Origin of the sequence: Mesorhizobium sp. 1M-11 (assembly GCF_001303895.1) — a bacterium.
In the GTDB taxonomy this organism is placed as follows: domain Bacteria; phylum Pseudomonadota; class Alphaproteobacteria; order Rhizobiales; family Rhizobiaceae; genus Mesorhizobium.
The window spans coordinates 1-19,434 of sequence record NZ_LJSD01000070.1 but is presented as its reverse complement, the minus strand read 5'-3'; the positions used below and the strand labels follow the sequence as shown (position 1 = coordinate 19,434).

Sequence of the window (19,434 nt, the reverse complement as noted above, 5' to 3'; positions counted from 1 at the left end):
TGTCCGACATCAGCGCCCTTGAGACAGAATTGGCTTAATTGAGAAGAGAGGATTTTCGGCTCATCGTAGCTCACTCAAAGGAAGCGAAGATGAGACAGAAAACCGGGCCGCAGACATCGGCGGCCGAGAAGACGATCAAGGACATCCGCCGCGCCACGCGCAAGCATCATTCAGCCGAGGACAAAATCCGTATCGTGCTGGAGGGCCTGCGTGGCGAGGACAGCATTGCTACGATCTGCCGCCGTGAGGGGATTGCCGAGAGCCTGTATTATAGCTGGTCGAAGGAATTCCTCGAAGCGGGCAAGAAGCGCCTTGCAGGCGATACCGCCCGTTCTGCCACCAGTGACGAGGTCAAGGCGCTGCGCCGTGAAAGCCGAGACCTGAAGGAAGCGCTGGCCGACCTCACCCTGGAAAACCGCCTGCTCAAAAAAAGCATGATCGCGGATGGGGGCGACGAAGAATGAGATACCCCGCCTCAGAGAAGCTTGAGATCATCCGGATCGTGGAACAGTCGCATTTGTCGGCCAGACAGACCCTCGACAAGCTCGGTATTCCTCGGCCGACCTTCTATCGCTGGTATGAGCGTTTCCTGACCCACGGCGTCGAAGGGCTGGAAGACCGGACGTCCGCGCCGTCACGAGTGTGGAACCGCATCCCAGACGGTGTCCGGGATCGCATCATCACCATGGCGCTGGATCATGCGGATCTGTCGCCGCGCGAACTGGCGGTGAAGTTCACCGACACGGAAAGCTATTTCGTCTCAGAGGCTTCGGTCTATCGCCTGCTCAAGGCCCATGACCTGATCACCTCGCCAGCCTATATCGTTATCAAGGCCAACGACGAGTTCAAGGACAAGACCACGCGGCCGAACGAGATGTGGCAGACCGACTTCACCTACCTGAAGGTCATCGGCTGGGGATGGTTCTACCTGTCGACCATCCTCGACGATTATTCCCGCTACATCATCGCCTGGAAGCTATGCACCTGCATGAAGGTGGACGACGTCACCGACACGCTCGATCTGGCGCTGGCGGCCTCAGGTTGTGACAAGGTCAAGGTCGAACACCGGCCACGCCTGCTGTCCGACAACGGCCCGTGTTACGTCGCGTCCGATCTCGGTGAATGGCTGGAGAAATACAAGATCGATCAGGTTCACGGCGCTCCCGGCCATCCGCAAACGCAGGGCAAGATCGAACGCTGGCACCAGACGCTGAAGAACCGTATCCTCTTGGAAAACTACTTCTTCCAGGAGGACCTCGAAGCCCAGATCGCGGCCTTCGTCGAGCATTACAATCATCGCCGATACCACGAGAGCCTCGACAATCTCACCCCGGCCGACGTCTACTTCGAACGCCGCGCGACAATCCTCCTCGAACGCAAAAGGATCAAACGCGACACCATCAGACAACGCCGCTTGAACCACCAGGCCAAAGCGGCTTAAATCAACCCGCAAACCGAGCCGGAAACTCCAGTCTTCCAAAGCCCAAAACGTCTCAAATCATTCGACGACGGACACTCGTTCGATATCTGCAGCGTCCTCGTCAGCACGGCCGGATTGGTTCCGGAGGTGTCTTTTTCCAGAGCGCCGGCCCCGGGTGTCTCGTCCTCCGCCCAGGAAGTCTCGGCGAGGCAGGCCAGGGCCAGGGCCGCCGCAACGATCCGAATTGTTACCCGCTTGGTCATCGATTCTCCTTACCTCATTGCGGCGGCGTATACGGGTCGGGCGTGCCCGGCCTGATCGGCGGATAACGTTTCAAGCTCTCTTCGAAATCCGCCACGATCTTCATGGCCGGTCCTCCGATCCATGCGTTGGGCGTGAGCGTGGCTCCGTATTCTTCCTTGGGATCGTTGATGAGATCGAAGATCAGCGGCACGCCAAGCTTGGTTGGCGGCGACCACCAGTCCCGTTCTTCCTTGTAGAACGCCAGCTTCCAGTTCTTCCATTTGACCGCCTCCATGCGGTCGGCGACGAACACAGTGAAACCCTCGCGAGCGGAGTGCTCGGTTTTCCCGAGCAGGAATTCGCTTTGGTCGACGCCGTCGATGGCACGGTCCGGTGGTACAGCCGCACCTGCGATCTTGGCGAAGGTCGTGAAGGTGTCGACCGAATGCACGACCTCGTTGCTGACGCGGCCGGCGGGCACGTGGCCTGGCCAGCGGATAATGAACGGCGTGCGTAGCGAGCCTTCCATGTGTGTGAAATAATAGCCCCGCCAAGGTCCCGACGTTCCTTGAGACGGAAAAGTCGGGTCGGGGCCATTGTCGCTCGTGAACACGATTATAGTGTCGTCGCCTATTCCCAGTTCCTCGACCGCATCGACCAACTCGCCGACATTGGCGTCCATTTCGGCGAGGCAGTCCGCAAAGTCTCCGTGTCCGGTACTCCCCGCAAGTTCGGGGTTCGGCAGCGCCGGGAAGTGGACCTCACCGACCTAGGGTCCGACGAGATATCCCCGTAAAAGCGCACCTCACCATTCCGTTCGCCGTTGGCAACCGCCACTGAAATTTTCAGCTTCGACGTGTCCAATCCGATAAAAATTTCGCTATGCTGCTCCATGGTTCGCCCTCGCTTAAGCTTGGGGCTCGGCTCCGGCCCATCCGAAGCAACCCCCGACTTCAGCTTACCCAGGGGGCGGGCCACTTTCACTCCGCGAACATACGGTCTGCCACAGCGTAGGTTGCTATCCACTCCCCATAGGATGCTCTTTTCTTCGGCAAGGAAATTTCTCGCGATCTGATCGGCCATCTGCGCGGATCCGGCGTGATCGCGTCCGGCCCGCGCAACCCAACGCCCGGCGCGCCCTACACCTACGTCACGACAAAAGCGTTCCTGCTCGAGTTCGGCCTCGACACGCTGCGCGATCTGCCGGATTTCGAGGCCCTCGAGGATGCCGGGCTGTTGAACAAGGAAACGCTGCTCACGGGCGATATTCCCATTGGGCTGGCTGGCGGGGAAGATGCCGATGACCTGTCCGATGTTGAGTTCCTTGCCGGTTGGGAGGCTGGCGAAACACAGTAGGTGGCAACGCCCGCAAACTTTTTGATGACGGCAGAAGGGCCAATGGCTTGACGGATTTCGGGCGGCGATTGCTTCAGTGGCAGGAGACGAACAGCCCCCTTTAGCCCGTTGCTGGCCTTGGCGGGTTCCGGCCCTTTTCGTCGGCCGCCGGTCTTGGCAACTGTGCCTCGAATGCTTCGGATGCCCTGGTGCGGTAGCGCTCCTTGTGCCGAACCAAACTGAAGGCGCGTGTGCCGAGATCGATTGCGATCAATGCCAGACGTCCGGCATCTATATGAGGACGCGCCACCAGGTCGGAGACCACCGTCAGATGGGCGCTGGAGCGTACCGCCACACAGACGGCTTCGTTGGTGGGCAATAGAAGGGCTGTCGTAAGTAGCGCGGGATCGACGTCGAGCCCGCGAAGTGCGGCCTCGAACGCGGATCGCGTTCCGGAGCCTACCTCGCGCAATATCCATGTCGCTTCGACCAAGTCCTTTCGCGACGCTTTTCGTTTCGCCAGGGGATGATCGGGCGAAGCCACCACCACAAGACGATCGCGCGCCACGGCAACATGCGTCAGCGCGGGATCGTCGATAGCTCCCTCCGCAAAGCCAAGGTCGGCCGTGCCGTCAAGGATGGCGGTCGCGACATCGGCGGAATTGCCTTCGCGCAGCACCACGCCGATCGCCGGATGCACAGTCTTGAAGCCCACCAGGAACGGCGGAAGCCAATAGCTGGCGATGGTCTGGCTGGCTTGAATGGTCAGCGTTCCGCGCTGAAGGCCGCCCAGTTCGGTCAACGCCAGTTCCGCAAGCCTGGCGCTTCGTTGCGTCGCTTTGGCCTCAAGGAGAAACAGCCGCCCGGTCTGGCTCAGTTCGATGCGGCGCCCGACCCGGTGGAAGAGATGGACTCCGTAGCGGGCCTCCAGGGCGTGGATCGCCGCACTCACCGCAGACGGGGTGAGGTTCAAGGCCTCGGCGGCTCTCGTGAGGTGTTCGCGTTCGGCGACCGCGATGAAAATCCGAAGTTGATCGAGGGTCATTATCATTCACTTAAATCGAACAAAATGTGCATTACATTAAAATAGACCAAACAGTTGCCGTCGGGCAAGCTTGCTCTCAACAGGGAGTGATCATGTCTGCCCAAAACATTGCCCAATTCCATCCGACCGTCCCGGCGCTGGCGCGCGTTCTCCCCGGCATTGGCCTTTGTACTTTCGTAACCGCGCTTGCCTATCTGCTCCAGGCGATCGAAATCGATCTTTTCGGTCGCCCCTGGCTTGAGGCGTTGGTTTTCGCCATCCTCCTCGGCGTCGCGATACGAAGCGTCTGGACGCCGCCGAGCGCCTGGCATGCCGGTATCCAGTTCAGCGCCAAGACGTTACTCGAAATAGCCGTCGTGCTCCTGGGCGCATCGGTGAGCGCCAGTGCGGTTCTAGCCATCGGGCCGGAACTGATCGCCGGCATTGCGGTCGTCGTCGTCGTGGCGATCGCGACGAGCTACGCCATAAGCCGGGCGCTAGGATTACCGCAGCGAATGGCGATCCTTGTCGCTTGTGGCAACTCGATCTGCGGCAACTCCGCAATCGCGGCCGTGGCCCCGGTGATCGGCGCGGACGGAGAGGACGTTGCCTCGTCCATCGCCTTCACGGCCGTTCTGGGCGTGATCGTCGTGCTTGTCCTACCGCTGTTCGTGCCGCTTTTGCAGATGTCGTTGACGCAATATGGCGTCATGGCCGGACTTACCGTCTACGCCGTGCCGCAGGTTCTCGCCGCGACGTTGCCGATCGGCGCGCTCAGCAACCAGGTGGGAACGGTCGTCAAGCTGGTGCGCGTCCTGATGCTCGGCCCGGTCGTGCTCCTGATGTCGCTTCTGGCTTCGAGACTGCGCGACGAAACAAACGAACCTGCACCGGAGCCGGTCGCGGGGGATCGTCCGAAGCCGGGAAAGCCCGCTTTCCACAAACTCGTACCGTGGTTCATCGTCGGCTTTCTCGTCGTGGCCGGCATTCGAACCGCCGGATTGATCCCGGAACCGGCCCTGCATCCGACAGCGGTCGTCGCCAATCTCCTGACAACGATATCGATGGCGGCTTTAGGTCTTGGGGTCGACATTCGGGTCGTGGCAAAGGCCGGGCCGCGGGTGACGGCCGCCGTCACGCTGTCGCTCATCGTCCTCGGATTGATCAGTCTCGGGCTCATCCATTTCATCGGCGTGGCGTGAAAGAGCTAGAGTGACCGATAAATGGCATCGTGATGCCATACATAAAGTCAGAGGCCAGTGGACGTATTTTTAACCGCGTCCTCGCCGCTATATCGATGATCCTGACAACCGTGACAGTGTGCTGACAGCCCGCATCGTCTACTGTTGCGGACGGTTTGATCAGGGCTTCAGTGCATTGCTGGGACATAGATATTCGATAGGCGTGCCTGCGCGGTCATCAGGCGACAATCCTAGGTGGTAGGAACCTTTCCCCATCGACCATGAGATCGTCTGACAGACACTATTCTTCGCTTGCGGCGACAGCAGATTGAAATTTGAGAAGCCTCTCCCATACCGCAACCTCGACGGGTCCCGGTTTGCCGACGAGTCGGACCGCCGTTACCTCCAAGCTGCAACTGGGAAGGCTTCCGGACAGGTCCGCAAGTTTACCCCCGTCGATGCGATCCCGCGCAAGAGACTCGGGAACCCATGCGACACCGATGCCCAAACCTGCCATCTCGATTGATGCGAGCGTCAGTGCGGTTTCCGCTTTTGGCGACGCGTCGCCAGAGTCACGGATTCGCGGCAGAATCTCGCGCTCAAGCACCTGACCCAGAAAGACATCCACCGGGTACGCGATGTAAGGCACCTCGCCAGCTTCGCGGCTCGCCGACAGTCGGGGCAGTCCCTTCGGCGCCAACACTGGAATGAGACGCTCCACCCCGATCGTGATGCTGTCGATATAGGAGCCAAGAATAGGATGTTCGTGGCCGGGGAGTCGATAAACGATCAGGATGTCCGCCTGCCGCGACAGAAGTTGGGCGAAGCAGTCCGCCAGATTGGCCGAACGGAGCCGGATATAGATGTCGCTGCGGTGAAGACTGATGTCCTTGATAATAGCGGGCGTCAGGCTTGTCGTCAGCGAATGTTGGCTGGAAATGACCAGCTTGTTTTCCGACATCCGGTCGCCGCGGCGTAGGTCTGCATTAAGTTGGCGCAGCAGTCTTGCGAGGTGCGCGATCTGATCTCGCTGCGCCTCGGTATGTCTAAGGAGGTGGATCGGCTTGCGCGTCCTGTCGAAGAGTTCGGTGCCAACCTGGTCCTCGATATTTTGTATCCGGCGCGAAAATGCCGACTGCGTGAGGTGGCGTCGGTCTGCGGCCTCACTGAACGAACCGGTTTCCGCCACCGCAAGGATGTCTTCAAGCCACTCCAGCCGCATTCCCGACCTCCAACTTGCGGTTTTTGCAAGTTATGTCAACAATTTCGCATTTGCCAAGGGGATATGAAGTGCAGATAGTTCCAACACGCAAGTTATGACAAGGAAGCCCCATGCACCTCTCTCGTTTTCCCCGCGTCTTTTTGGCCCATCTGCCGACTCCGCTTGAGAAGCTGGATCGTCTGTCGAAAGAGTTGGGAGGGCCGGAAATCTGGATCAAGCGAGATGATTGTACGGGTCTGTCGACCGGCGGCAACAAGACGCGCAAGCTGGAGTTCCTGATGGCTGAAGCGCTGGCCCTCGGCGCAGACATCGTGATGACCCAAGGGGCCACTCAATCCAACCATGCGCGTCAGACCGCCGCCTTCGCGGCCAAGCTGGGCATGGACTGCCATATCCTGCTGGAAGACCGAACCGGGTCGAACGACGCCAACTACAACAGCAATGGCAACGTGCTGCTGGACCGGTTGCACGGGGCGACAATCTCCAAGCGCGCCGGGGGCATGGATATGCAGGCTGAGATGGAGATGGTGGCCAACAAGCTGCGCGCCGAGGGCCGCCTGGTCTACGTGATCCCAGGCGGGGGCTCGAACGCGACAGGCGCGCTCGGCTATGTAAACTGCGCCTTCGAGTTGGTCTCGCAGGCGAACGATCGCGGGATGGTGATTGACCATTTGGTTACAGCAACCGGGAGCGCCGGCACGCAAGCCGGACTGATCACGGGCCTAAAGGCGATCAACGCGGGTATTCCGCTCACAGGCATCGGCGTGCGCGCGCCTAAGCAAAAGCAAGAAGAAAACGTCTACAATTTGGCTCTGCAGACGGCTAAAAAGCTTGGCTGCCCAGATGTCGTGTCGCGCAGCGATGTGGTTGCCGACAGTGACTATGTCGGATCAGGCTATGGTATTCCGCGCGAAGATACGCTGGAAGCAATCCGTATGTTCGCGCAGCTCGAAGCTATCCTTCTGGACCCAGTATATTCCGGTAAAGGAGCGGCCGGCCTGATCGACTATTGCCGGAAGGGCAAATTCAAGAAGGGCGAGCGCGTAGTCTTTCTGCACACCGGCGGATCGGCGGCGCTGTTCGGCCACGACGCTTTCTTTGCTGGCGACAGCAAAGCCTTGGCTGCCGAGTAACCAGATGGCAAGAACGCGCTTCACCGGCAGCTTCACGCAGCAGCCGCCGATTCCGGAAGAGGGCATCGCCGCCGCCCTGGCGGTGATGCGCTCGGGTCGGCTGCACCGCTACAATGTTGCCGCCGGCGAAGAGAGTGAGACCATGGCTTTGGAGCGCGAGTATGCCTCTTGGCAAGGCTCGCGGTATTGCATCGCCGTGGCGTCTGGCGGGCAAGCGATGCAGATCGCCCTGCGGGCAGCTGGAGTTTTGCCACGAGATGCCGTTCTGACGAATGGCTTCACTCTTGCCCCTGTACCTGGCGCGATTGCGGCGGTGGGGGGAAGGCCAATTCTTGTGGAGATCACCCAAGACTTGGTGATCGATCTTGACGATCTAGCCGTCAAAGCACGTCAGACCGGTGCGCGCCACTTGCTGCTGTCACATATGCGCGGCCATCAGTGCGATATGGACAGGCTGGTCCGCTTGGCTGCAGACCTGAACCTGGCCGTGATCGAAGATTGCGCGCATACGATGGGCGCAACATGGAACGGTCGTCGCTCGGGCGCTTTCGGGGTCGCGGGGTGTTTCAGCACACAGACCTACAAGCACCTGAACTCGGGTGAAGGCGGGCTTTTGACCTCAGATGATGCCGAGTTCATTGCGCGTGCAACCATTCTTTCGGGATCCTATATGCTGTACGAACGGCATGGAGCGGGCGCCGACAAGGAAACCTTTGTCGATATCCGCCTGGACAACCCGAATATGTCGGCGCGCATGGACAATTTGCGCGCCGCATTGTTGCGACCTCAGTTGCGGCACATCGAGAACAGTATCGCGGCGTGGAATGAACGACATGACTATCTGGCGCTGCGACTTGCCGTCTGCCCCTCGATCCGGATGCCGACTCGTCCGCATGCCGAAAGATACGTCGGCTCGTCGATCCAGTTTCTAGTTCCCGGAATTGCGCCGTCCGACGCCCGTGGATTTATAGAGCGTCTTGCCGCCGTCGGCGTCGAACTGAGATGGTTTGGCGCCGCGCAGCCTGTCGGCTTCACGTCCGATCACCGCAGCTGGCGCTACGCCGGAGCTCAAAGCCTCCCAAGGACCGATGCCATTCTGTCTGACCTGTTCGACATGCGCCTGCCGTTGACGTTCAGCCTCGAGGATTGTGCCCTCCTTGCTGAGCACATTCTCGACTCCGTTTCGGTGCTCGCATCGAAGTGTGGTGCGTGATGCGACGTGTAGGTGTGCTAGGCGGCATGGGGCCAGAGGCGACCATCCTGATCATGCAAAAGATTCTGGCAGGTGTCAGAGCGACGGACGATGCCGATCATATCCCACTGATTATCGATCAGAATCCGCAGGTGCCCTCGCGAATTCAGCACTTGATCGAAGGAACCGGCGAAGATCCTGGCCCCGTATTGGCCAGTATGGCTCGCCGCCTCGTTGCGGGCGGCGCCGAAGCCCTTGCTATGCCCTGCAACACTGCCCATCACTATGCGCCGTCCATCCGAGCTGCGGTGACTGTGCCTTTTCTCGACATGGTCGAATTGTCGGTTGCACATGCAGAGGCTCTTGCGGGGCAAAACACGTCCGTTGGAATCCTCGCCTCGCCTGCTGTCCGGAAGGTCGGCCTGTTCGATGTCCAGCTGTCTAAACTGGGTTTGACCGGGCTTTATGCAAGCGACGAACCGGCGATGCTTGCTGCCATCCGACAGATCAAAGCCAAAGGTCCCCAGCCCGAGGCGCGGCAAGTCCTGAAGGCCGCCTCAGACCATTTGCTAGCCCGTGGCGCGGTGGTTCAAATGATCGCTTGCACAGAGTTTTCTCTAATCGCCGATGCTGTCGCCGAAGGTGCCACAACCTTCGACACGCTCGATCTACTGGTTCAAGCCATCCTCTCTTTTGCCGCCTAGTGCAGTGGCCAGAAAGGAACACTTACGGGGATCATCTGCCCTGCAACAAGAAGAGCCAAAGCGCCGGAACACTCAACAAAGGAGAAATGAAAAATGATTAGGATACTTACAAGAGCCATCATGACGGGGGCGACCGTTCTGGCACTGTCCGCGACCGCGCTTTCGGCTGAAACCACGGTGATCGCCACATTCGGCGATCCGACGCCGATGAATGCCGCGCGCGCCACGCATGAATTCGAAAAGGCCACCGGCTGGACCATTGAATGGCGCAAATTTGATTCGGGCGCCGATGTGATCGCGGCAATGGCTTCCGGCGACGTCAAGGTCGCTGAACTTGGCTCGTCGCCACTGGCGATCGCGGCAAGCCAGGGCGTCGATCTGCAGATGTTCATGTTTTCCTACGCCATCGGCAAGGCGGAAAGCCTGATCGCGCACAACGGTTCCGGAATCACCTCGCTTGGGGACCTGAAGGGCAAGCGCGTTGCGGTGCCTATCGGTTCGACCGCGCATTTCTCGTTGATGGGTGCCATTGCTCATGCTGGGTTGAAGGACACGGATGTGACAATCATGTCTATGAAACCCGACCAGATCGCTGCCGCGTGGGAACAGGGCACGATCGATGCGGCCTTCATATGGCCACCGGTTCAAAGCGAGATCTTGAGAACCGGAACCCGGATCGTCGGCGCCAACCAGACCGCTGAATGGGGCTATCCGACCTTCAACGCCTGGGTGGCAAACACGGAATTCGCAACAGCCCACAAGGCTGAACTGGTTGCCTTCGCGAAGGCTATGGATGCAGCCAACATGGCGTACCTCAAGGATCCGAGCGCGTGGACCACCGACAATGAAAGTGTAAAAGCCATCGCCAACCTGACAGGCGCGGCACCGGCGCAGGTCCCCGAGATACTAACCGGTTATACCTTCATTCCGTTGAAGGACCAGATGAGTGAAAAATGGCTGGGCAACGGCGCTGCTGTGATGAAGGCCACTGCTCAATTTCTAAAGGCGGCCGGCCGGATCGACAACGTCGCGGACGACTACTCTCGCTTCGTGAACACGTCCATCGCCAAAGAGGCGCTAAAGTAACCGACAAGTCCTGCCCGGCCTAAACGTCGGGCAGGACACCGTGACTGCTCGAGGAGGAGTTATGCGCCTGAATGTCGACAGCCTTTCCGTAATCTATCCCGCGGCGGATGGTCGCCCGCCGGTGGCGGCCCTTAGTCAGATCAACCTGACCATCGAGGATGACGAATTCGTCGTCGCACTTGGGGCTTCGGGCTGCGGGAAGTCCACATTACTCAATCTTATAGCCGGATTCTTGTCGCCCACTTCGGGAAGCCTCAAGCTAGATGACAAACTCGTTTCCGGGCCCGGGGCCGACCGCGCCGTTGTCTTCCAAAAACATGCGCTCCTGCCTTGGCTCAACGTCCTGGACAACGTGGCGTTTGGACTTCAAATCCAAGGTGTCGGCAAGAATGCTCGACATGAGACCGCTGATAAGTTCATCGGCCTTCTGGGTCTGAATGGCTTTCAGCAATCTCCTGTCTACAAGCTGTCGGGCGGGATGCAGCAGCGGGTCGGCATTGCCCGGGCCCTGACTTGTGACCCCAAGATCCTGCTGATGGACGAGCCGCTTGGCGCTTTGGATGCCCTGACGCGTGAAAAGGCCCAGGAACTGATCCTCAATATCTGGAACGATACGCACAAGTCGGTGTTCTTCATCACCCACAGCGTCGAGGAGGCGCTGTTCATGGGGACAAAACTGATCGTGATGTCGCCGAGGCCGGGTCGAATTATGCATACGTTCGACCTGCCATTCTCCAGAGAGTTTCTAAACGGGACACCGGCGCGCCAGGTCAAGGCATCGCGTGAGTTCATTTGCCTCCGGGAAGACGTCTTAAAAATCATCTTCGCCGACGAGGAGCAGGCAGCGTGACAGACAAGATATCCTCACCTCCGCGCGACGCGGCCGGGCTGATCGCGCGGCTTTCCCGTGCGCGGCCTACTAGGCCGGGCGAAATCTACGGTGTTCCGGGACAAGGCAATACGCTTTGGCTTTCGGCCTGCTCAATCGCCCTGTTCTTCTTCGTCTGGTGGCTGGTCACGGCCATGGGCTGGGTCAAACCGCTGTTTGTGCCCTCACCAATGGAAATTGTGGCGAAGTTCATCTCCATCTGGAACAATGGCTTTATTGGCACGTCGTTTCTTGACCATTTGACGATATCGACGGTGCGCGTGTTCGGGGCGTTTCTTTTGGCCTGCGTCATCGGTCTGCCGCTCGGGCTTGCTATGGGTATGAGCCCGGTGATGCGCGGCATTTTCGATCCGCCGATCGAATTTTACCGACCGATTCCGCCGCTGGCCTATTTGCCGCTCATGATTATCTGGTTCGGCATCGGCGAGACTTCCAAGGTTCTACTGATCTTTCTATCGGTTTTTGCCCCAGTGGTCTTGGGTGCCCGATCCGGTGTCAAGTCGGCCGCGATCGAGCAGATCCACGCGGCCTATTCTTTCGGTGCGACCCGCTGGCAGGTAATGCGCTATGTTATCATGCCTTCAGCCATGCCCGAGATCCTGACGGCCATGCGGATCGGCATCGGTTTTGGCTGGACCACACTGGTCGCCGCGGAAATGGTAGCTGCCACCAAGGGCCTTGGCTACATGGTTCTGTCGGCCAGCCAGTTTCTGCAAACGCCCATCGTGATCATGGGGATTTTTGTAATCGCCATCATCGCCTTCGCCTTCGACCTATTGATGCGCTTTGTCGAACGTCGCCTCGTGCCCTGGAAGGGCAGAATGTAATCTGAAAGCCAAAGACATGATTTATCTGAAGAAAGCCGGGCGTACAGCCGAAACGGGCCACCAAGACGTGCGTGCCGTCGTTGAAAAGATGCTAGCCGAGATTGCCACCGGGGGCGAAACCGTTGCGCGAAGATTTGCCAGTGATCTCGATAAGTGGAATGGCGAGATCGTCGTTTCGGCCAAGGAGCGCACGGCTGCAGCAGCCCTGGTGCCGGAGCAGTTAAAAGCCGATATCCGTTTTGCCCACGACAACGTTCGCCGTTTTGCCGAAGCCCAACGCGCTACAGTCACCGATTTTGCTGTCGAGGTATTGCCGGGCCTCATGGCCGGGCAAAGGCAAATCCCGGTATCGGCAGCCGGTTGTTATGTGCCGGGCGGGCGTTACAGCCACGTCGCGAGCGCGATCATGACCATCACAACGGCCAAGGTCGCCGGAGTTCGGCATATTGCGGCATGCTCTCCGCCACGTCCGGGTATCGGAATCCCACCAGCGATCATCTACACGATGGATCTGTGCGGCGCCGATGCCATCCTGAACATGGGCGGCGTTCAGGGTGTCGCCTCGATGGCACACGGCCTGTTCGGAGTGCCGAAGGCCGATATCCTCGTCGGCCCAGGCAACCAATACGTCGCCGAGGCCAAGCGGATTCTCTATGGGCAGGTCGGCATCGACATGTTTGCCGGCCCGACCGACAGCATGGTTGTCGCCGACGGAAATTCCGATGCCCAGTTGGTGGCTGCAGATCTGGTCGGGCAGGCGGAGCACGGTTACAATTCGCCGGTCTGGCTGGTGACCTCGGACGCGGACCTGGCTACGCGGGTGATGGCGCTGGTTCCGGAACTGATCGAAACGCTGCCTCCTCTGAATCGCGACAGTGCCCGCGCCGCCTGGACCGGTTTTGCCGAAGTCATACTTTGCGAAGATGCCGACGAAATGGCAGATGTCGCGGATCAGTTCGCGCCAGAGCATCTGCATGTTCAGGCCGACAATCTTGACTGGTGGCTGCAGCGCCTGCGCGCGTATGGATCGCTGTTCCTGGGCGAAGAAACCACCGTAGCCTTTGGCGACAAGACCTCAGGCCCGAACCACGTGCTGCCGACCTCGGGGGCGGCGCGCTATACCGGCGGCCTGTCGGTGCACAAGTTCATGAAAACAGTGACCTGGCAGCGGGCAACACGCGCGGCCGCCCGGCCCCTCGCTGAAGCAACTGCACGGATTTCACGCCTTGAGGGTATGGAAGGCCATGCCCGGTCCGCCGACATCCGGCTTGCCAAGTTTTTTCCAGGCGACGTCTTTGATCTGACTGCAGCAGATGTCTCGTCCTGATCCGGCCAGCGCCTCCCAAGCGCAGACTTAACGGGGCGAAATATTGGTTGGTTCTCTATGTGGGCAGGATGATTGCTGCCGTTACGTTCGCCACCAGGCGGCGATCACCGACCTCGCGATCAACATGTTCTGCAAACTGATCGGCAGCACTCGTCGCAAGGCCGAAATCAGCCGCAAGGAGCGCCGCCTGAAAGAGGCTGACGTTCTCGATGGGGTGGCGCGCGATCACCTCAAGCTCGGCGAGGCGCTCTTAGCGGCCCGCGAGAGCAACACCGATCTCGCATCCGCGATCGCAACCTCCCTTGGCTGGGACGGATTGATCGCCAGCATGGCGGCAGCCAATTCTGTCGTGCGCCCTGATCGCAGTGATGAATTCGACGAGCTCGTTGAGCGACACAAATCATTGCGCAAGCTGGGCAGGCTCATGTTCGGCGCATTTTCGTTCCGATCATTTCGTCCCGATGATCCGGTTCTCAGAGCAGTCGGCCATCTGCGTGCACTGTACGGCGGGCGGAAACTGCCCGCGCAGGTGCCGCTCGCGTTCATGACCCGCAAATGGCGGCGGCGCGTGCGCTCGGACGGCGTCAACATCGACCTGCGCGCCTGGGAAGTGGCGGTGCTCGTTCACCTGCGGGAGCGCCTGCGGGCCGGTGATATCTGGGTCGATGGCAGCCGCGCATGGCGCAGCTTCGAGGATTATCTTCTGCCGCGGCCGATCTTCGACTTGATGCGCGCCGAAGGACGGCTCGGGCTTGCGATCCCCGACAGCTTTGCGGAGTGGCGGGCCGAGCGCACCGCCACGCTCGACGCCAAGCTGAAAGAACTGGCCAAGGCTGCTGCTGCCAACGCCATTCCGGATGCGGCAATTTCCGACAAGGGTCTGTCGATCTCCCCGATCCGCGAGGAGGAGCGTGACAGGATCGTCACGCTCAGTCGACGGCTTTACATTCTGGTGCCCCGGATCAGGATCACCAGCCTGCTTGCCGAGGTCCAAAGCTGGACCAGGTTCCTCGACAGCTTCACGCACTATCGCACCGGTGAGACGGCAAACGACGAGGCGGCACTGATGGCCGCGATCCTTGCCGACGCAACCAATGCCGGCGCAGAACGCATGGCGGAAAGCTCGCGCGGTGTCACAATCCACCAGATGATGTTGATGATCGATCGACATCTGCGCTCGGAAACCTACGCGACGGCGACCGCTGTTCTGGTCGATGCACAGCAGGCACATCCTTTCGCCGCGGTCTGGGGCGACGGCCATATCTCCTCCTCGGACGGCCAGTTCTTTCCGGCGGGCGGGCGTGGCGAAGCAAGCCTCGAATACAATGCAAAATACGGCAAACGGCCGGGTGCGTCGATCTATGGCTTCCTGTCCAACCGCTTCGCCTCCTTCTTCTCCCGCATGATCCAGGCCTCCGAGAGCGAAGCGCCTTACGTGCTCGATGGTCTCCTGCACAACGAAAGCTCCGTCGAAATCCATGAGCACGCAACCGATACCGCCGGCGCCACCGAAACGACATTCTCCATGTTCCACGCCTTCGGTTACAGGCTCATTCCCCGTATCCGCAATCTCGGCAATCGCAGGCTCTTTGTCATCGATCCAGATCCGGCCTACGCCCCGCTCGACGCGCGGATCGCGGGAACGGTCAACATGGAGGTCATCGAGCAGCACTGGGATGAGGTGTTACGGCTGAAAGCGTCGATCGCTGCAGGTCTGGTGCCGCCTTCCGTGATCCTGAAGAAGCTGGCAGCGTCACCCCGGCAAAACCGGCTAAACCAGGCTCTGCGCGAAATGGGCCGGATTGAACGCTCAATCTTCATCTGAGACTGGCTGCTCGACATAAAGCTGCGCCGCAGATCGCATGCCATCCTCAACAAGGGCGAAAGCCGTCACGCTCTTGCACGCGCCGTCTTCCTTCACCAACTCGGCGAACTGCGCAACCGCATCGCTGAAACCATGGCCTACCGGGCTTCCGGTCTCAATCTCGTCGTCAACGCCATCATTCTGTGGAACACTGTCTATCTCAGCCGCGCCAACGACTACATCCGCAGCCAGGGCATCGTCATTCCGGACGAGTTGCTCTCCCAGGTTGCGCCGCTCCCGTGGGCTCATATCGCACTCACCGGCGACTATCTCTGGAACGAAATTGACCGCCCCCTCGAACGCTTCAGGCCCATCCGCACTAACCGCTTCAATCCAAACAACTTCAAATTCCCTTAGCGGGTATTATTGCAGAAATGCCCACGGAGCCCCTGGTTGGGGCGGATCGCTATCGCAATCCCGACGACGACCTGCCCAAGGATTTCGAGACCAGGCGTGCGGCCTACTACCGGGCGCTGAACCTGACACCGGACGCGCCGGCCTTCACGCGCAAAATCCAGGCCGAGCTCGAACGGGAACTGCGGCTGCTGAACGCCGAAATCCCCCGCAACGACAAGGTGCGCATTCTCTGGCGTGGCGAAAATCGTCTCTCGATCACGCCGTTCCAACCGTTGCCGGAACCGCAGGGCCTGCAATCGGTCAAGGCCGAGATCGGGCGACGCTGGCCGATGACGGAACTCTTGGATGTTTTGAAGGAGGCGGCTCTGGACACCGGCTTTCTGGAGGCATTTGAGACATCAGCCTCCCGCGTGGCGCTTTCACGCGGCGACCTCGATCGACGGCTGATCTTATGCCTCTACGGGCTGGGCACGAATGCGGGTCTGAAACGCGTGGCGGCCGGATGCCCGGATGTCAGCTACGAGGAGCTACTGCACGTCGGCTGGCGCTTCGTCCACCGGGACGCGCTTGAGGCGGCATGCGGGCGCGTGGCCAATGCAACCCTGGCGATCCGCAACGCCGCCATCTGGGGCGACGCCGGCACGGCCTGCGCGTCGGATTCCAAGTGTCGCACTGCATTTAAATGCGAGAATGCGGGGTCTCGTCACGATTGATGCACTTAATTGTGAGACGCGAGGCGGCCCAATTCTCAAATTTGCTGCACTATTGAGATCCATTGCGCTGTTCGCTTTTGACCGAGGATACTGGCGACGAATTCTCCAAATCGAGTCCGATTTGTGCCCATGGTATGGCCCTGAAGCACTTCCAGCATTTTTGGCCCCTCGCGTTCCACAATGGCCACAGCGGCAAGCAATGCAGGGCGGAGGCGAATGGGCAAGATTGGCTTTCCCGCTGAGGGAAGGGGTATCTGCCTATCAGCGACCACGACGTCAAACTCTGGGCAGACTGCGGATTCCGACGTTATCCGGCCGGGCATTCCAACTTGAAGCCGGCCACCATTCCGGAATGAAGCCGGCCAGCATTCCGATCAATATCCGGCCGCTTTGAGGGACTGAAGACGCACCACCTGGGTCAGCAACTTTGGCATGACGGACCTTTTCAACAAGGGACGGGCGATGCCGGCAAAGAGAAGGCTGACCATGAGACAATTACGACAGATGCTGCGGCTTGCCGGCGATGGCACGAGCAGCCGCGAGATCGCGCAGATGCTGGGCATCGCGCGCAGCACCGTGCAGGACAATCTGAAGCGCGCGACCGCGGCGGGGTTGCGTTGGCCGCTGTCTGGCGACCTAACCGACGATGCGCTGGAGAACCGGCTGTTTGCTCGCGCCGGGGTCAGGCAGGGCCAGCGCCGCCTGCCCGAGCCGAACTGGGCGGATCTTGCGCTGGAGCTGAAGAAGCCCGGCGTCACGCTGATGCTCCTGTGGGAGGAGTATCGCACCGTCCACCCCGGTGGCTACGGCTACAGTCGTTTCTGTGACCTGTTCCGCGGCTTCGAGAAGCGTTTGTCGCCGACCATGCGCCAGGAACATGTCGTCGGCGACAAGGTCTTCGTGGACTATTCCGGCAAGAAGCTCTCGATCGCCGATCCGCTGACCGGCGAGATCCGCGAGGCGGAGATCTTCGTCGGCGTCCTCGGGGCGTCGGGCTTCACCTATGCGGAAGCGACCTGGACGCAGGCGCTGCCGGATTGGATCGGCGCGCATGTGCGCATGTTCAACTTCTTCGGCGGTGTCCCGCGCCTGATCGTGCCCGACAACCTGAAGTCCGGCGTCAATCATGCCTCCTTCTATGACCCCGAGATCAACCGCAGCTACGGCATGATGGCCTCTCATTATGGTGTCGGCGTGCTGCCGGCTCGGCCGCGACGGCCGAAGGACAAGGCCAAGGTCGAGAACGGGGTTCGCTTTGCCCAGACCTGCATCCTCGGCCGGCTGCGGCGGCAGACCTTCTTCTCGCTGGCCGAGGCCAACGCGGCGATCGCCGGGGCGCTCGATCGCATCAACGACCATGTCATGCGCCGCCTCGGTGTCAGCCGCCGCCATCTGTTCGAGACCGTGGAACGACCCGTTCTGACCAGCCTGCCGGTGCAGGGCTACGAGTTTGCAGAATGGCGTCTGGCGCGCGTCGCCACTGACTACCATGTCGAGTTCAAGGACTTCTTCTATTCCGTGCCGCATGGCCTCATTCGTCAGCAGGTCGATATCCGCGCGACGAGCAGGACGATCGAGATCTTCCATCGCGGCAAGCGCGTCGCCGTTCACCAACGCCGCTATGGCGGTCGCCGCTACGGCACCAACCCCGATCACATGCCCAGCTCTCATCGCCGCTACGCCGAGTGGACGCCGATGCGCTTCCGCCGCTGGGCGGCGTCGATCGGGCCGCAGACGGAAGGCCTGATCATCGCCATTCTGGCAAGCCGCCCGCATCCCGAACAGGGTTTCCGGACATGCCTGGGCGTTCTGCGCCTCTATCGCGATCTCAGCCATGAACGCGCCGAGGCGGTCTCGGCGCGTGCCGTCGAGATCGGCGGGCTGACCTGCAAGAGCATCGCCGCCCTCATCACCAACCACAAGGCCGCCCGAGCCGGTGCCGGTGCCGGCGCCATCATCGATCACGCCAATCTGCGTGGTCCCGGCTACTTCCATTGAGGAGACAACAGATCATGCTGACCCATCCCACCCTCGACATGCTGCGCGACCTTGGCCTGCACGGTATGGCCAAAGGCTTCCAGGACCTCGACGCCCAAGCGGAAGCGCGCACCCTCGATCATGGCGAATGGCTCGCCATTCTGCTCGAGCAGGAAGCGACACTTCGCCGCCAGAAGCGCTTCGAAGCCCGTGCCCGCGCGGCAAGGTTGCGTCATGATGCGCAGGTCGAAGATGTCGACTTCCGTACCGAGCGAGGCCTCGACCGCGCGCTGTTCCTCAAGCTCGCTGGCTGCGACTGGATCCGCCAGCGGCATGGGCTCCTGATCATAGGACCGGCCGGCGTCGGCAAGAGCTGGCTTGCCTGTGCCCTCGGCCACAAGGCCTGCCGCGAGGACTTCTCCGTCGCCTATCATCGCGCGCCACGGCTCTTCGCCGCTCTTGCCCTAGCACGGGGCGACGGCCGTTATGCCCGGATGCTGAAGGCGCTGGCCCGGACCGATCTGCTCATCCTCGACGACTGGGGCCCCGAAAAGCTCAGCGACGATCAGCGCCGTGATCTCCTCGAGATCATCGAGGACCGATACGAGCGGCGCTCGACCATCGTCACCAGCCAGGTTCCCGTCGATCGCTGGTACGAGATCATCGGCAATCCCACCATCGCCGACGCCATTCTCGACCGCCTCGTGCACAATGCTTACCGCATCGAACTGGGTGGCGAGAGCATGCGAAAACAGCGAGCCGTCGCCATGCCGCAAACCGCTCAGGCTTGACCCGAAACGAAACTCGAACCAAACCTCAACAACGACCCAGGTGATGTCCAAAGGTGGCCGGCTTCAAATCGGAATCCCGGCCGGAATGAAATCGGAATGGGTGGCCGGTGATTGTTCGGAATCACTGGCCGGCTTCGTCGGAATTCGCA

16 protein-coding genes and 3 pseudogenes are annotated in these 19,434 nt (G+C 60.4%); 14 read left to right on the top strand and 5 right to left on the bottom strand.

The window, feature by feature from the left end:
* The first annotated feature begins 89 nt into the window (after positions 1-89).
* A protein-coding gene (locus AO692_RS27705; protein WP_152979808.1) for an IS3 family transposase occupies positions 90-1,441 on the top strand; the annotation gives its coding sequence in 2 pieces (ribosomal slippage) (positions 90-426 and positions 426-1,441; 1,353 coding nt in all).
* Here AO692_RS27705 and AO692_RS27700 read toward each other — a convergent pair.
* The 3 genes and pseudogenes from AO692_RS27700 to AO692_RS33780 all read right to left on the bottom strand — a co-directional run.
* Entirely contained in the window at positions 1,438-1,683 is a 246-nt protein-coding gene (locus AO692_RS27700) for a hypothetical protein (RefSeq protein ID WP_054313278.1), read from the bottom strand. The genes AO692_RS27705 and AO692_RS27700 overlap by 4 nt on opposite strands.
* Before the next feature lie 14 nt (positions 1,684-1,697).
* Positions 1,698-2,408: a sulfatase-like hydrolase/transferase gene (locus AO692_RS27695; RefSeq protein ID WP_280138685.1), complete on the bottom strand. Its 711-nt coding sequence runs from the start codon at positions 2,406-2,408 to the stop codon at positions 1,698-1,700.
* A gap of 11 nt (positions 2,409-2,419) precedes the next feature.
* Positions 2,420-2,557 (bottom strand): annotated as a pseudogene (locus AO692_RS33780) (IS110 family transposase); the annotation flags it as partial.
* 150 nt (positions 2,558-2,707) lie between these two features.
* Between AO692_RS33780 and AO692_RS27690 the strand changes: the two are divergent.
* A pseudogene (locus tag AO692_RS27690) lies at positions 2,708-3,019 on the top strand (SMC-Scp complex subunit ScpB); the annotation flags it as partial.
* Positions 3,020-3,119: 100 nt separating this feature from the next.
* On the opposite strand, the gene AO692_RS27685 reads toward AO692_RS27690, so the two are convergent.
* Positions 3,120-4,043, bottom strand: coding sequence for a LysR substrate-binding domain-containing protein (locus AO692_RS27685; RefSeq protein WP_054313277.1), 924 nt, complete (start codon positions 4,041-4,043; stop codon positions 3,120-3,122).
* Positions 4,044-4,135: 92 nt separating this feature from the next.
* Here AO692_RS27685 and AO692_RS27680 point away from each other — a divergent pair, with 92 nt between their 5' ends.
* Entirely contained in the window at positions 4,136-5,224 is a 1,089-nt protein-coding gene (locus tag AO692_RS27680) for a putative sulfate exporter family transporter (RefSeq protein WP_054313276.1), read from the top strand.
* Between the two features lie 280 nt (positions 5,225-5,504).
* Here the strand turns inward: AO692_RS27680 and AO692_RS27675 are convergent, their stop codons facing one another.
* The gene (locus AO692_RS27675; protein ID WP_054313275.1) at positions 5,505-6,425 is read right to left on the bottom strand and encodes a LysR family transcriptional regulator; all 921 of its coding nucleotides are present in this window, start codon (positions 6,423-6,425) and stop codon (positions 5,505-5,507) included.
* A gap of 110 nt (positions 6,426-6,535) precedes the next feature.
* Between AO692_RS27675 and AO692_RS27670 the strand changes: the two genes are divergently transcribed.
* The 11 genes and pseudogenes from AO692_RS27670 to istB all read left to right on the top strand — a co-directional run bounded on the left by AO692_RS27670 (position 6,536) and on the right by istB (position 19,285).
* Positions 6,536-7,558 (top strand): D-cysteine desulfhydrase, encoded by a 1,023-nt coding sequence (locus AO692_RS27670; protein WP_054313274.1) that lies wholly within the window; start codon positions 6,536-6,538, stop codon positions 7,556-7,558.
* Positions 7,559-7,562: 4 nt separating this feature from the next.
* Positions 7,563-8,771, top strand: a complete 1,209-nt coding sequence (locus AO692_RS27665; protein ID WP_054313273.1) for a DegT/DnrJ/EryC1/StrS family aminotransferase — start codon at positions 7,563-7,565, stop codon at positions 8,769-8,771.
* Entirely contained in the window at positions 8,771-9,454 is a 684-nt protein-coding gene (locus tag AO692_RS27660) for an amino acid racemase (protein WP_200911796.1), read from the top strand. The genes AO692_RS27665 and AO692_RS27660 overlap by 1 nt, the downstream gene beginning before the upstream one ends.
* 120 nt (positions 9,455-9,574) lie before the next feature.
* On the top strand, positions 9,575-10,540 hold the full coding sequence (tauA, locus tag AO692_RS27655; RefSeq protein ID WP_152979994.1) for a taurine ABC transporter substrate-binding protein: 966 nt from the start codon (positions 9,575-9,577) through the stop codon (positions 10,538-10,540).
* A 61-nt stretch (positions 10,541-10,601) separates the two neighbouring features.
* Positions 10,602-11,390, top strand: coding sequence for a taurine ABC transporter ATP-binding protein (locus AO692_RS27650; RefSeq protein WP_054313270.1), 789 nt, complete (start codon positions 10,602-10,604; stop codon positions 11,388-11,390).
* Positions 11,391-11,428: 38 nt separating this feature from the next.
* Positions 11,429-12,256, top strand: coding sequence for an ABC transporter permease subunit (locus AO692_RS27645; protein WP_200911798.1), 828 nt, complete (start codon positions 11,429-11,431; stop codon positions 12,254-12,256).
* Positions 12,257-12,272: 16 nt separating this feature from the next.
* On the top strand, positions 12,273-13,583 hold the full coding sequence (hisD, locus tag AO692_RS27640; protein ID WP_054313268.1) for a histidinol dehydrogenase: 1,311 nt from the start codon (positions 12,273-12,275) through the stop codon (positions 13,581-13,583).
* A gap of 94 nt (positions 13,584-13,677) precedes the next feature.
* Positions 13,678-15,804 (top strand): annotated as a pseudogene (locus AO692_RS27635) (Tn3 family transposase); the annotation flags it as partial.
* A gap of 17 nt (positions 15,805-15,821) precedes the next feature.
* On the top strand, positions 15,822-16,517 hold the full coding sequence (locus AO692_RS27625; RefSeq protein ID WP_244483511.1) for a Tn3 family transposase: 696 nt from the start codon (positions 15,822-15,824) through the stop codon (positions 16,515-16,517).
* Positions 16,518-16,979: 462 nt separating this feature from the next.
* Positions 16,980-18,515 (top strand): IS21 family transposase, encoded by a 1,536-nt coding sequence (gene istA, locus AO692_RS27615; protein WP_054310055.1) that lies wholly within the window; start codon positions 16,980-16,982, stop codon positions 18,513-18,515.
* 14 nt (positions 18,516-18,529) lie between these two features.
* Positions 18,530-19,285: an IS21-like element helper ATPase IstB gene (gene istB, locus AO692_RS27610; RefSeq protein ID WP_054310052.1), complete on the top strand. Its 756-nt coding sequence runs from the start codon at positions 18,530-18,532 to the stop codon at positions 19,283-19,285.
* Positions 19,286-19,434 lie beyond the last annotated feature (149 nt).